The 13,275-nt window shown below is 45.9% G+C and carries 12 protein-coding genes and 1 pseudogene; 9 read left to right on the top strand and 4 right to left on the bottom strand.

Annotation, left to right across the window (positions count from 1 at the left end; translation table 11 throughout):
* Positions 1–169: 169 nt before the first annotated feature.
* Together L6H70_RS06860 and L6H70_RS06855 are read right to left on the bottom strand one after the other, a co-directional pair.
* Positions 170–2,035, bottom strand: coding sequence for an LTA synthase family protein (locus L6H70_RS06860; protein WP_236331257.1), 1,866 nt, complete (start codon positions 2,033–2,035; stop codon positions 170–172).
* Between the two features lie 321 nt (positions 2,036–2,356).
* A complete protein-coding gene (locus tag L6H70_RS06855; RefSeq protein WP_236331254.1) occupies positions 2,357–3,823 on the bottom strand; it encodes a glycoside hydrolase family 5 protein in 1,467 nt (488 codons plus the stop codon).
* A 504-nt stretch (positions 3,824–4,327) separates the two neighbouring features.
* Between L6H70_RS06855 and L6H70_RS06850 the strand changes: the two genes are divergently transcribed.
* Positions 4,328–5,362 carry a zinc-binding alcohol dehydrogenase family protein gene (locus L6H70_RS06850; protein WP_236331251.1) on the top strand — a complete coding sequence of 345 codons (1,035 nt, stop codon included), beginning with the start codon at positions 4,328–4,330 and terminating at the stop codon, positions 5,360–5,362.
* Positions 5,363–5,643: 281 nt separating this feature from the next.
* A complete protein-coding gene (locus L6H70_RS06845; protein ID WP_236331249.1) occupies positions 5,644–7,200 on the top strand; it encodes an ABC-F family ATP-binding cassette domain-containing protein in 1,557 nt (518 codons plus the stop codon).
* A 78-nt stretch (positions 7,201–7,278) separates the two neighbouring features.
* On the opposite strand, the gene L6H70_RS06840 is transcribed toward L6H70_RS06845, so the two are convergent.
* Positions 7,279–8,070 carry a hypothetical protein gene (locus tag L6H70_RS06840; RefSeq protein ID WP_236331245.1) on the bottom strand — a complete coding sequence of 264 codons (792 nt, stop codon included), beginning with the start codon at positions 8,068–8,070 and terminating at the stop codon, positions 7,279–7,281.
* A 150-nt stretch (positions 8,071–8,220) separates the two neighbouring features.
* On the opposite strand from L6H70_RS06840, the gene L6H70_RS06835 reads away from it, so the two are divergent.
* From L6H70_RS06835 to L6H70_RS06805, 7 genes and pseudogenes are all read left to right on the top strand, one after another.
* Positions 8,221–8,841, top strand: a complete 621-nt coding sequence (locus tag L6H70_RS06835; RefSeq protein WP_236331243.1) for an HAD family hydrolase — start codon at positions 8,221–8,223, stop codon at positions 8,839–8,841.
* Between the two features lie 20 nt (positions 8,842–8,861).
* On the top strand, positions 8,862–9,503 hold the full coding sequence (locus tag L6H70_RS06830; protein ID WP_236331240.1) for a hypothetical protein: 642 nt from the start codon (positions 8,862–8,864) through the stop codon (positions 9,501–9,503).
* Positions 9,504–9,507: 4 nt separating this feature from the next.
* Entirely contained in the window at positions 9,508–9,987 is a 480-nt protein-coding gene (locus L6H70_RS06825; RefSeq protein ID WP_236331237.1) for a DinB family protein, read from the top strand.
* Between the two features lie 5 nt (positions 9,988–9,992).
* A complete protein-coding gene (coaW, locus tag L6H70_RS06820; RefSeq protein WP_341482736.1) occupies positions 9,993–10,829 on the top strand; it encodes a type II pantothenate kinase in 837 nt (278 codons plus the stop codon).
* A gap of 20 nt (positions 10,830–10,849) precedes the next feature.
* Entirely contained in the window at positions 10,850–11,863 is a 1,014-nt protein-coding gene (locus L6H70_RS06815) for a phosphotransferase enzyme family protein (RefSeq protein ID WP_236331234.1), read from the top strand.
* A gap of 24 nt (positions 11,864–11,887) precedes the next feature.
* Positions 11,888–12,271: a hypothetical protein gene (locus L6H70_RS06810; protein WP_236331229.1), complete on the top strand. Its 384-nt coding sequence runs from the start codon at positions 11,888–11,890 to the stop codon at positions 12,269–12,271.
* 40 nt (positions 12,272–12,311) lie between these two features.
* Positions 12,312–12,654 (top strand): annotated as a pseudogene (locus tag L6H70_RS06805) (DUF2691 family protein).
* A gap of 33 nt (positions 12,655–12,687) precedes the next feature.
* On the opposite strand, the gene L6H70_RS06800 reads toward L6H70_RS06805, so the two are convergent.
* Positions 12,688–13,203, bottom strand: a complete 516-nt coding sequence (locus tag L6H70_RS06800; RefSeq protein ID WP_236331228.1) for a GNAT family N-acetyltransferase — start codon at positions 13,201–13,203, stop codon at positions 12,688–12,690.
* Positions 13,204–13,275: the final 72 nt, after the last annotated feature.

Below are 13,275 nucleotides of genomic sequence, written 5' to 3'. Positions count from 1 at the left end.
AGGCGCCATGCTGGAAGATCACGCATGGGGTTCTGTGAGCTAGAGTAACGGAAAGTCATTGCGGAAGCTTAAGGACTCGATGAAATATAAAAAAACACGGAGCCCGAATGATTAAGCGCTCCGTGTTTTTATTTACAGCTTTTTTTGCTAAAAGTAATGCTAAGTTGCCTTATTCCTGAACTTCCCTATCGGGTAATTGCGACACATAGCTGTCGGAGAGCTGAAGGAGCTTCAGTGCACGTTCAAACTCATCCTCAGTGGAAAGAAGCGGCTTGTTGCCGTCACCAGACAGCGTGTAATGCTGGCCGTCCTCGTACCCGCTGCCGGATAAGAACAGCTCTTCGTTATTTACAAATGATCCGGTTGGCAGATAATAACGCTGAGGCAGCAGATTGTAGGACGTCTGGTTTAATAAATCCTGTCCAAAATGAATATGATCCTCCACAGACACACCCAGCAAATTCGCTACTGTCGGTAAAATATCCACCTGTCCGCCTAATTGATTCTGTACGCTTGGAACCGGAACTCCGGCAGAGGAGATAATTAATGGAATATTAATCAGATCACGTTCGTTATATTCATGCCCGAGAATTTCCTCAAGCAAAACGTTATCCTCTTCCTTCAGCGAGAAGATAGGCAGTCCGCGATGATCTCCGTACAGCACGATCAGGCTGTCGTCCCAGACCCCATTCTCCTTGAGTTCGGCAATAAACTGTCCCAGCGCGTAATCCGCGTAGTTTTGGGCACGAATATAATCACCCACAAAGGTACCTTCATATCGTTCCGGCAACGTCATCTGATACTTGTTCTCCGGAATAGAGAAGGGGTTATGGGAAGACATTGAGATGACATGGGAATAAAAAGGTTCACTGCGTTCATTCATCCGGGCCAGCTCAGATGAGGTCTTCGAATAGAGGACTTCATCAGAAGAACCATAAAAAATGGTGTCGTCTTCCCCGAAAAAGGCTTTGTCATAATAACGGTTAAAACCAAGTGCACGATAGAGCTCACCGCGGTTCCAGAAATCAACTTCGTTCGTATGGAAGGTTGCGGTATCATAGCCTTGAGCCTGCAGCAGTTTCGGTAGGCTTGGCAGCTCTTTGGGAGCGTATATTTCGGTTGCCGGACCATCCGGCGGAACATAAAAGGAAGTATTTACGATGAATTCCGCATCAGAGGTGTTGCCTTGACCAACCTGCTGGAAGAAGCGCGGGAAATAGATACTGCTGTCCGCCAGGTTATTCATGTTCGGTGTGATTTCGTGTCCGTCTATCGACAAATGGATTAAGAAGTTCTGAAAGGATTCCATCTGAATGATAATCAGATTCTTGCCTTTGGCGGCTCCATGCAGTATAGGACTGGTCTGGGCCTGAATACCTTTGGTCTGATCGATCACCGATTGGGTAATCTGGGCGCTGTCGATGACCTCTTCCTCCTGATTTGCAAGCAGGGCATAGGCTTCATAATTCAGGATCCCCATTTGCTCAGCCTGGACCATCTCATTCATACTCGCTTTGTTAGGGAAGATATTCATCATGCAGATTACCAGGGAGATACAGAACAGGACTGCGACTACCTTGCGGTTGCTCTGGCGCGACATGGCTTTTTTCCAGGCCAGCGCTTTCTTCCGGCTTAGCATAATGAGGCTGATAATAATGATATCCAGGAAAATCAGCATATACTGCGGATGAATGACTGCAAATATACTCTTTTTGACTGCTCCCACCTGTTTCGCCTGACCGATCACTTGTGAAGTGGCGATAATCCCGAAGTGATTATGGTAGACTATCAGGGAAAAGAATAGAACGGTAATTAACAGATTAACGAGCATGTAGATAGCAATCTTCCGTTTCGTGGCGAACCACTCGATCAGACAGAATATGATAAGGACAAAGGGGATTTCTTTGAACAATGTACTCCAGGTCGGGCCGTCCTCGAACAAGTAGTACCAGGCAAAATAGCTTTTTGCAAGCATGATAATGGAGAAGAATAATATGGATCTTTTACTGAGTGTACGCGGTTCCTTCAATCGCATTGGTTATGCGCATCCTTTTCTATTTAATTTATTCATTCTATTACACCGGAGCTTTCAAAATCAACTACATAAGATTACCCGAAAATGATGAAAATGCATATGAAGTAAAGATGAACAATTAATGGACAAGAGGTGCCAGCAGAGGAAGATGCTGAATGGATTGCCGGAGGAAAACTACGGATCTTAAGGCGGAAGACAAGCAGCGGGGAATACTTCTCCATACCGGGACTTCAGAGGCGGCCCGAAGGCAGGCACTTGAAAGGCCCATGTCAGTGACATGAGCCTAATCTATTCCTTATTGATATTTAACTGCTTAAAAGGTTATTGAACAGTTATGCTATCCACATAAATGGCAGATTGGCCGCTGCTGCCCGAAGAAGCCCGGAACTCGACCCCTATCTCTCTGACATCATTCAAGTTCGGAATGCTGCTGAGCGACAGGGTCAAAGCGGTACCGCTGGCCGAATTGATCGGCGTAGTTCCGCTCTCGTACCACGTCCAGCCCGAACCGGTCTTCACATACAGAACGGCAGAGATGCCATTGCCGAAGCTGCCCCAGGCTGCATGTTTTACGGTTGCTTTGAGACTGGTTTTTCCCAAAAGATTTTGACTAGCGGCAATATACAGGCTGTGTTTGGAGTTGGAGGATAAGTTCACATCTGCCTTGAGAGAATAGGTTCCGGTAGACTTCCATTCGCTGGTTGTCCACGGGCCGCCTGTAATATTGCTGCCGGCCCAGCTCATAGTTCCTGATTCGAAATCATACATGGTCGAGGTGTTTCCGGAACCAGGGTTTGTGTTTCCGCCTCCAAAAATCCCGGATAAGACGGAGGTAGCCTTAATACCGTTGCTTCCGTTTACAACAGTATTGCCGAAAGGGGTAAGTGAGCTGCCTGACCAATCATTTGCCATATCCAGATAGGCCAGATCACTGCTGTTCCCCTTCCAGGACCAGGCCAACCAGCCAACGCCCTTTTCCTTGGAATAGCTCATAATGGTGTCTTCATCTACATCGCCATTAGTGTGCTGTCCGCCAAACTCACCAATAATCAATGCCAGATTCTTATTCAGCACATTGTCAATATTTGATTTGACAGTGCTTGCATTCCCGCCGGCATATTCATACATGTGAATAGAGAACATTGTGTTTTTTAACGGATCTGCATTTAGCACCTCAGTTCCGTAATTGACAATAGAAGACGGATATTGCCCCCAGCCTGCCGAGTCTACTATCAGCGTATGATTCAGACCGGCGCTGCGAAGCTTCGGGATTGCCTGCTTATAGCCATTGGCCCAATTTGCCCCATCCCATGTGCCATACCACTCGTTGGCGATATTGATGATCACGCTGTCTTCCTTGCCGATAAGCGCATTTTTGATGCTAATCCAGTAATTTACGGCAGTGTTCAAATCCGTGAGACTGTCGCTTCCTGTGGCATCATGCACCTCTAGAACGGCGATCAGCTTGTTTTGCTTACAGAGGCTGAGAATACTATTAACCGCATTCATATCATCAAGGGACCATTTAGAACCATTTGATAATACGATTCGGACCGTGTTAGCACCCGTCTTAGCAATTGCAGGAATCGCTGTGGAGAGCTGATCCTTGTACCATGTATGCGCATGATTGACTCCGCGCATAACAAAAGGTTGTCCAGTAGAATCCATTAGTTTGGTTCCGCTTACATAAAATCCGCTGGCAGCATGCGCATTTTTAGGAGCCTGTCCAATTAAGGAGAATACCAGAAGAAGTATCGCTATTGCTCTTGACCACTTGCGTATAATCACCAAAAAACCACCCCGGGAATTGTATTTATGTAGACCCTCATAGGTTGTAAATAATGCCTAGCGGTTCACCTCCTGAAGTTTTATTGAATGAGGGTGACATACTTGGTTGCGCTTTCAAACGATTGATTAGTTCTAATAGTTGGTTTTATATTAGCATTTTGTTATTTAAATTACGTATAATTATTTTATGCATTTTACCTAAAAAAGGTACTTATTATCATTTTTTGTGCGCGGGAAGATAGATATCAGCTAATAAAATAAAAAAATTCAATATGTAATGCTAAAAAATTATTTTAATTATCATAAAGTTAGTAATAATACGAGTGAGAAACCGGAAGAGTCAGTTGGATGTGAGATGAATGAATTGTTGGTATAGAGATCAGTATACAAAATGATACTATCTCACATTAATGTGCGTTATTAACGGAAGTGTATGTATAAACTATACTTACTGTACTAACTAATTTTAAGTACATTACAGTTACGATAAGGAGATGCGAACCCATGACCAAACAAACTATGAAAGCAGTAGGTCTAATCAAATACTTGCCAATCGATGATGCGGAGAGCCTGATTGATGTGGAGCTCGAGAAGCCGGTCGCAACAGGCAAAGACATTCTGGTAAAGGTTAAAGCCATTTCTGTAAATCCGGTAGATGTCAAAGTACGCTCCCCAAAAAGCCGGATAGAGGAAGCTCCTAGAGTGCTTGGATGGGACGTTGCAGGTGTAGTGGAACAGGTGGGAGAGGATTGCACATTATTCCGTCTTGGTGACGAGGTCTACTATGCAGGCAGCATTAAGCGTGCGGGTGGAAACAGTGAGTATCATCTGGTGGATGAACGGATCGTCGGTTCGAAACCGGCGACACTGTCTTATGCTGAGGCTGCTGCACTTCCATTAACGTCCATTACGGCTTGGGAAGGATTGTTTGACCGGCTGGGGATTTCTAAGGGCAAGGATGATAATGCCGGCAAAACGCTTCTGATCATCGGAGCAGCAGGCGGTGTCGGTTCAATCGCCATTCAGCTTGCCAAACATGCAGGACTGACCGTTATTGGTACGGCATCCCGTCCGGAATCAGCCCAGTGGGCAAAAGGATTGGGAGCCGATCATGTGATCAATCATTTTGAGGAGTTTCTGCCACAGCTACAGGCTGCCGGATTTGCTCAGGTGGATTATATCTTTTGCCTGAACAGTACGGAGAAGCACTGGAAGAGCATGGCCGCTGTTATCGCACCGCAAGGGAAAATCTGCTCGATAGTCGAGACAGATGAACTGCTTAATCTGACCCTGCTCAAGGACAAAAGCGTCACGTTTGTCTGGGAGCTCATGTTCACCCGTTCCATGTTCGGGACTCCGGATATGATTGAGCAGCATAAGCTGCTGAATGAGGTGGCCCGGCTCGTTGACGAAGGCGTAATTCGCACCACTACGACCGATAAGCTGGAACCGATCAACGCCGCGAACCTGCGTAAGGCACATGCCATGCTGGAATCGGGCCGTACCGTTGGCAAAGTGGTGCTGGAACGCTTCGAATAAACCATCTTAATCAGCCGTACACGGTGCTGAGGGATACGATCTTCACGCATCCGACTATGGCAGATACACTTAATGATGTGTTGGCACAAATTTTACTGTAAATAGATTAGAGAACTGCCGGGAAATTCCCGGCAGTTTTTGTGTGCTTTTTTCGTCAGGCAATAACCTGGTCTGAAGATCAAAGAAAAAAGATCATTTCTTTTGTAATCTGTATGGAGTTGCGGAGCCAAAACCTTTATAATATGACGAGTATACTTTGTAAAGGAAAAGGTGTTAAATTCATGAGCATATTAAATGTAGAGAAGCTGAGTCACGGCTTTGGTGACCGTGCTATTTTCACTGATGTATCTTTCCGCCTGCTGAAGGGTGAACATATTGGTCTGATCGGTGCGAATGGTGAAGGGAAGTCTACCTTCATGAATATCATCACGTCCAAGCTTCAGCCTGACGAAGGTAAAATTGAATGGGCTAAACGTATGCGGGTAGGTTATCTGGACCAGCATGCTGTGCTGACTAAGGGACAGTCGATCCGGGATGTGCTTCGGGGAGCATTCCAATATCTGTTCGATATGGAACAAGAAATGAATGACATGTACGGAAGAATGGGCGACGTCACTCCGGAGGAGCTGGAGCAGCTGCTGGAGGATGTCGGTACGATTCAGGACACACTGACGAACCAGGACTTTTACATGATCGACGCCAAAATCGATGAAACCGCCCGCGGTCTGGGACTTACGGACATCGGTCTGGATAAGGATGTTAATGATCTCAGCGGCGGTCAGCGGACCAAGGTGCTGTTGGCAAAACTGCTGCTGGAGAAACCGGATATTTTGCTGCTGGATGAGCCTACCAACTATCTGGACGAGCAGCACATCGTATGGCTGAAGCGTTATTTGCAGGAATATGAGAATGCCTTCATCCTGATCTCACATGATATTCCGTTCCTGAACAGTGTTATCAACCTGATCTACCACATGGAGAACCAGTCTCTTTCGCGTTATGTGGGCGATTATGATTATTTCCAGCAGGTATATGAGGCGAAGAAACAGCAGCTTGAATCTGCTTTTAAACGCCAGCAGCAGGAAATCTCGGATCTGAAGGACTTCGTAGCCCGGAACAAAGCCAGTGTGGCAACACGAAATATGGCAATGTCCCGTCAGAAGAAGCTCGACAAAATGGAAGTGATCGAGCTCGCCAAGGAAAAACCGAAGCCGCAATTCAACTTCAAACCGGCCCGGACTTCCGGCAAAATGGTATTTGAGACCAAGGATCTCGTCATCGGCTACGATTCACCCCTGTCCAGACCTCTGGATCTGAGCATGGAACGTGGACAAAAGATTGCTCTTGTCGGTGCCAACGGTATCGGTAAAACCACATTGCTGCGCAGCATTCTCGGCCAGATCCCGACGATCTCCGGTTCGGCCAGACTCGGCGACTTGCTGGAAATCGGCTACTTCGAGCAGGAAATGAAGGAAGCGAATTACAACACCTGTATCGAAGAGATCTGGAACGAATTCCCGTCCTTCACCCAGTTTGAAATCCGCGCAGCGCTTGCCAAATGCGGTCTGACGACGAAGCATATCGAGAGCAAGATCGCAGTGTTAAGCGGTGGCGAAAAAGCCAAAGTCCGCCTCTGCAAGCTGATCAACCGTGAGACGAATCTGCTTGTACTGGATGAGCCGACGAACCACCTTGATGTAGACGCCAAAGAAGAGCTTCAGCGTGCCCTCAAAGCATATAAGGGCAGCATTCTGCTGATCTCCCATGAACCTGAATTTTACCGTGATATCGTAACCGATACGTGGAACTGCGAATCGTGGACAACGAAAGTATTCTAAACCGCTATAACCGGGCTGCCTCTATGAGGCAGCCTTTTTTGTATGTTTAGCAGACTCGAGGGGATGCGTTGAATCAATTTAAAGACCTTCTGATTTAGATTGGCGGGCGACAAATTGATGGTTGACCAGATCCAATGTGTATACCCTTGGCTCCAGTTCCGGTTCGCCCCCAGCTCCAACCGGAGTGAATACGACCAACTGTTCATGATCGTTGACTGGTGCCGGCTGCAGTTCGGCGTAGACAAGCGTATCTTGTACAATACCGTCCTGTACGAAGGATAACGGAAATGCCTCTCCGCTCCGTTTGTCGATAGCAAAGGCATAACCGGCCAGTCCATGTCCGGACTTGTACTGGGGAGTTAGCAGGTATATATCTGCCTCATTAAAGCTTACCTTTGCAAAATCCAAAACACGGTCTGTCGGCTGCACGAAAAGAAAAGCAGGCAGCTTGAACAATTCCTGATCTTGGTTTCCTTTCCGGTACACGATGGAGTAATCCGCCTGATAAGTCTGGTCACCTTCCAGACCGTAATTGCTGGATACATTCAGATGTCCCCGCTCTTCAGGACCGCTGGAGATCATCAGCAGCTCGCCTTGCCCCGCTACTGTTCTCGCCCGAATCGTCTGAGCATCATTGACAGAATCTATAATCACTGAACTGGCCAGACCCTCCAGTGGAAATTGGCTGGTGATACCTTCTGTATTTGCTGGAATCTTTGCCGGGTCCATCGCGGCAGATGAAACAGAAGGAGTTGTAGTTGGTGATGTTGACGGAGCTGCTTCAACCGTTGCAGCAACAGAGAGGGGTGCTTTTTGACTGCTGCAGCCTAGCAGCAAGCTCAGCGCAAGAATCGCGCCCGCTGCCTGCATTGTAGTTCGGATTGGACTCAACCCCTTCTGGGTAATTTGCATATCCCCCCAATTATACCAGCACTGCAAAAGGAAGGCTGGAAATGATATCATATTTGTGAAAGAGGAATGTGAGCGATAACTATTTTACCAACCAAAGGCGGGGCTTACATGGATAGCATTATTTTTGATTTGGATGGAACACTCTGGGACTCTACGGAAGTAGTAGTGGTGGGCTGGAATTCCGTATTAAGCAGCTACACAGAGATCGGCAATGAAATCACTAAGGATGATTTAAAAGGAATTATGGGACTCCAAGTTGCAGAGGTTGGCAGAAAACTGTTCCCTAATTTAGAGGAGCACATCCAAGAAAAGATATTAAGTGAATGTTGTGCAATGGAGTGCCAGTACCTTGCCGAGCAAGGCGGAAGGTTATATGAAGAGCTGGAGGCCGTGCTCCAGACATTATCCTCAAAATATAAGCTATTCATCGTAAGCAATTGCCAGGCAGGATATATTGAAGCTTTTTATAAGTATCACCAATTGGATAAGTATTTCACAGACTTTGAGAATCCGGGTAGAACCGGGCTTTCCAAGGGGGAGAATATTAAGCTGATCATGCAAAGAAACAACTTAACGAACCCGGTTTATGTGGGGGATACGGAAGGAGATCAGAAGGCGGCTGCGTTTGCCGGAATTCCTTTCGTCTTTGCAAGCTATGGATTCGGGTCGGTCAGCCGAGCGGATTTTACGATTAATCGTTTAAAAGATCTGGTAGAATTGTTTAACTAACCCCGAATCGAGCTGAAACCATGAAATCAAACATCGGAATTGTTAAATTTGGCGGAATTGCCTTTATTCTTTCGGGAATTCTTTTCCTGGGTGTGTCTCTGTTTCTTCTCCCTGTGCCTAACCCACCGCTGTCGGATACTGAGCTGATGAACTGGCTGGAGGAGTGGAAGTTCAATATTTCGATGGCGGATGAGCTGCTGATTTTTGCCGCTTTAATGCTGATTCCTTCCATTGCCGGATTATACCGGATATTGGTGAAGGTGGATAAGCTCAAAGCGCTGCTGGGATGCGGTCTGCTGGCAGTGACGGTCCCGGTCTACATCATCCTCGACAGCATACTGGGGCGGCTGGTCTATCCCGTCTATGATATTGAGCTTTCACCGGATATCTATAGGCTGGTTCTCAGTATCTATTATGGAGGCATGCACACAGTAGCGATCATATTGTGCATAGCAACTATCCTATTGAGTCTAGTTATTAGAAAAAGTGTACTCGGCAAGCCTGTGGCTATTGTCGGATTTGTGACCGCGTTACTGGATCTTATCGGGGCTTTCCCGTGGCTCACCGGAAGTATAGTGTTTTTTGTTTGTCAGGTTGCTTCCGTGTTGTGGTTTGTATTTGTTGGTGTGAGGATGATAAGCAAAAATAATCCAGGAGGCTAAACTAATGATCAAACTATTCGAATACAACTGGCAAGTCCGCAATGACTGGTTCGACTGGTGTGAAACAGTAAGCCGGGAAGAGCTGATGAAACAACGCATAGGTGGTATAGGATACATTCTTCCCACACTCTATCATATTGTAGCTGTCGAATATGGCTGGATCTGCGGTGGAATTCAAGAGAGACTTATTGATATCCCTTCGTTCGAGGAGGTCGCCAGTCTGCAGCAAATCAAGGATTTCTCTGCCCGCTGCCACACGGAAGTAGCTCCATTTGTCTATGCATGGGACGACAGTCTTGAAGACCGCATTATGATGGATATCTTGGATGATGGAACACAGGAAGCCCATCCATTCGGTGAAGTTCTGCGGCATGTGATCGCCCATGAGATCCACCACATCGGGCAATTGTCTATCTGGTCACGGGAAATAGGGAAAGAGCCGGTTACTGCAAACTTGATTGGCAGAGGGCTTTTCAGGTTTTAATATGAATTCATCTAGGAGGGATAGCTCTGACAGTTGTAACAAAAGTAGGTATAGATGCCGGAGGCACACTTATTAAAATTGCTTATCTGAATCATGGGAAGGTTGAGCTGGTCAAGTTCCCGTCCAGTCAAATGCCTTTTACCGTCTCTTGGTTGCAAAAAAAATTCCCCGCTGCCAGGTTTTGTGTGACCGGAGGTAAAAGTGAAGTGCTTCAGAAACTCCTGCAGCAGAGCATTTTGAAAATAGCCGAGTTCGAAGCCACCTGCAAAGGGGTTGTTTATTTACTGCGGGAAACAGAAGACATGCCTCAAGAATTTGTATTGACCAATGTTGGGACTGGAACTTCCGTTCATATCGTAAAGCCAGACAGCCATTTTCGGATCGGCGGTACGGGTGTCGGGGGTGGGACCCTGCTTGGTTTGTCCAGACTGCTGACAGAAGTCAGTGACTATGATGATATTGTCCGGCTGGCGCCGCAAGGTGTACGGGACAGAGTGGACTTGAAGGTCAGTCATATATATGAAGGCTCAGAGCCGCCTATTTCCGGCGATTTGACAGCCAGTAATTTCGGCAACATCACCGGAACTTCATCCGGCATCGAAACACCTGACTACCTGGCCTCCGTAATCGGATTGGTCGGAGAAACGGTCACCACAGTGAGTGTGCACGCTGCTATGCAGCATGGGCTATCGACGATTGTTTATATTGGTTCATCTTTTATAGGAAACGAAGCGCTTGAGAAGGTTGTTGCCGACTACACGATATTACGCGGGGCACATCCATTAATTTTGAAGAATGGGGAGTACAGTGGTGCAATTGGGGCGCTATTATCGATAGAGTAAGTTGGATGGAGGAGTATCAAGTGGAGAATGCCATTAAGAACATATTGAATACACATCCTGTTATAGACATTGCAGCGAACCGCTACGGACTCAATAAGGAAGAGTTGTCTTACCTTGGCGGGTTTCAGAATTTTGTATACGAATATCAGCAAAATGGCAGATCATACATATTAAGAGTTACTCCGGAAAAACATCGTTCGGCTAATCTGGTAAAAGCAGAGCTAGAATGGATTATGTATCTGGCTAGAAACGGAATCTCTGCGTCTCTACCTATCCTTTCGGTCAATCATGTTTGGGCTGAGGTTATAGAAGCACCGGAGATGTCTTTTATTGCGGTATGTTTTGAAAAAGCTCAGGGAATTAAGATTCCCTATCCGGAGTGCCTGAAAGATAACGCTATCTATGAACAACTGGGCCAGATCACAGGTAAGATGCATGCGCTCTCCAAGCTTTATAATATGCAGGACACTGATTTAAGAAGACATGATTGGAATTTGAATTATTATTTACAGAACATAGACATTCTGCCTGCCTCACATGATCGTGTAAAGAAAAGTTATTACAGCATCATTGATACCCTCAATAAAATGCCTATGGATAAAGACTCCTACGGACTTATTCATGGTGATATGGGTTTTGGGAATTTTCATGTGAGTGAGCAGGCCGGGATTACGTTATTTGATTTTGATGAGGCGCAATACAGCTGGTTTGTTGAGGATATTGCTATTCAGATCTATTATCTGGTCTACGTGTATGGAGGGGAAGAGGGCAGAGCAAACCGTGAAGAACAAGCTCTCCGGTTTATGCATTATTTCATGAAAGGATACAGTAAGGAGAATACATTAGATGATTATTGGCTAAAGCAAATCCCTGTGTTCCTCAAGCTGCGGGAATTAATTGTATACATCGGGGCATTTCGGAATTTTGACGGTGATGAGACATTCAGTGCATCAGATAATCAATGGTTCAAGGATTGGATCAGAGAAAGCAGAGACAGATTAGAGAATAACGTTCCTATTGTTAATGTGTGGTAGGACTCGAAGGCGGGGAAGGAAATCATGATCCTATTCATTTCATCAATACTGTTTTCAATACTGATTGCTATTGTAATCCTTTTTCAGGCAGCTTTGGCTGTCGGCATCCCGTGGGGTGAGTATGCGATGGGCGGGAAATATCCCGGTAAGCTTCCGGTTCCAATGCGTGTAGCCTGCCTGATTCAGATCGTCATATTAGCCTTTCTGGCAGTTATCGTGCTCAGTCAAGCGGGGAGTATCCTTCCTGGCTGGAGCGGATTTGCAAACGTGGCGATATGGTTTGTTGTTGCTTTTTCAGTGCTTTCTACAATCCTGAATCTCATTACAAGAAGTGTCTGGGAGAGAAGAATATGGGCTCCGGTAGCAGTGCTAATGCTCATAACGAGTCTGATCGTGGCGATTGGATAATACGAGGTCAAGCCTATGAAACTAAGAAGGAAGGTTGAGAATGAAAAGGGGAATTACTTTCGAGATTCCGAATGAGCACGGACGAATTCTTGGGGAGATCTTAAAGCCCTTGGATGTGGCAGCATTTCATTTACGTCATTTTTGCCGATCTCAAGGCTTATCCGAAGGATAAAAAGGTAATAGATGTTCGTACGTACGAAGAGTATTTAACAAGTGACTGTCAATTCGTACTGTTGGTGGTCGACTGTACCTATATCACGATTTATTGTAAGGATCAGGAGAAACTGGCGGACTTATATCACAATGCACTTTCTCTAGGATTCAGTGACGTAGAGTATACTACCGACGATAATGATTATAGAACAAGGTTATCTGTGTGGTAGTATGCTTGAAATAACGGTGAAATCTAGGGTTCGCTAAGTAGTTCTTATCAATTTCATACAAATCTGTGGTTCTTCATCAACTTTCCTGCAGGGTTCACAGGCTTCAAAACCAAACTTTGCGACACTTGCTATAGATGCATGATTCTGTGGATGGGTAAGGATATAAATACAATCAACGCCAAGATGCTCAAAGCAGATTTTCAGGAGTGCTGGTAATGCTTCCGACATATAGCCCTGTCTCCAATAATCCTTCCAGATATCATAACCGACCTCCACTTGTTTAAGGTTATGATCCCAATAGTGATAGCCGCATGTGCCAATAAATGCCCCCGTTTCTTTATCGAACATTCCGTAACGCAGATGATCTGCTCCCTCTGGATTGTTGTAATGGGCAATGATTTCCTTGGCTTCTTCCAGATCACAGGGAGGTTCACTGAAATATCTGCACATATCCGGGTCGGAGAATTGTCTAAAGACTGCATCGGTATCATCTAAATTCAGCAAGCGGAATTGCAGTCGTTCCGTTTGAAAAGGTTCTGATAAGCGCATACGGGAGAACAATCCCCTTTCTTCTGAGATTAGCGTATTGATACAACTATTATGTTTTGTTGAGTGAACCCT

This window comes from Paenibacillus auburnensis (genome assembly GCF_927798115.1).
GTDB lineage: Bacteria > Bacillota > Bacilli > Paenibacillales > Paenibacillaceae > Paenibacillus_AQ > Paenibacillus_AQ auburnensis.
This window is presented reverse-complemented; position numbering and strand designations above follow the sequence as displayed.

What these genes read in the sequence shown, in the direction of transcription:
- L6H70_RS06860 (WP_236331257.1), bottom strand. Translation starts at nt 2,035, where the DNA reads ATGCGATTGAAGGAACCGCGTACACTCAGTAAAAGATCCATATTATTC.
- L6H70_RS06850 (WP_236331251.1), top strand. Translation starts at nt 4,328, where the DNA reads ATGACCAAACAAACTATGAAAGCAGTAGGTCTAATCAAATACTTGCCA.
- L6H70_RS06845 (WP_236331249.1), top strand. Translation starts at nt 5,644, where the DNA reads ATGAGCATATTAAATGTAGAGAAGCTGAGTCACGGCTTTGGTGACCGT.
- L6H70_RS06840 (WP_236331245.1), bottom strand. Translation starts at nt 8,070, where the DNA reads ATGCAGGCAGCGGGCGCGATTCTTGCGCTGAGCTTGCTGCTAGGCTGC.
- L6H70_RS06835 (WP_236331243.1), top strand. Translation starts at nt 8,221, where the DNA reads ATGGATAGCATTATTTTTGATTTGGATGGAACACTCTGGGACTCTACG.
- L6H70_RS06830 (WP_236331240.1), top strand. Translation starts at nt 8,862, where the DNA reads ATGAAATCAAACATCGGAATTGTTAAATTTGGCGGAATTGCCTTTATT.
- L6H70_RS06825 (WP_236331237.1), top strand. Translation starts at nt 9,508, where the DNA reads ATGATCAAACTATTCGAATACAACTGGCAAGTCCGCAATGACTGGTTC.
- L6H70_RS06810 (WP_236331229.1), top strand. Translation starts at nt 11,888, where the DNA reads ATGATCCTATTCATTTCATCAATACTGTTTTCAATACTGATTGCTATT.
- L6H70_RS06800 (WP_236331228.1), bottom strand. Translation starts at nt 13,203, where the DNA reads ATGCGCTTATCAGAACCTTTTCAAACGGAACGACTGCAATTCCGCTTG.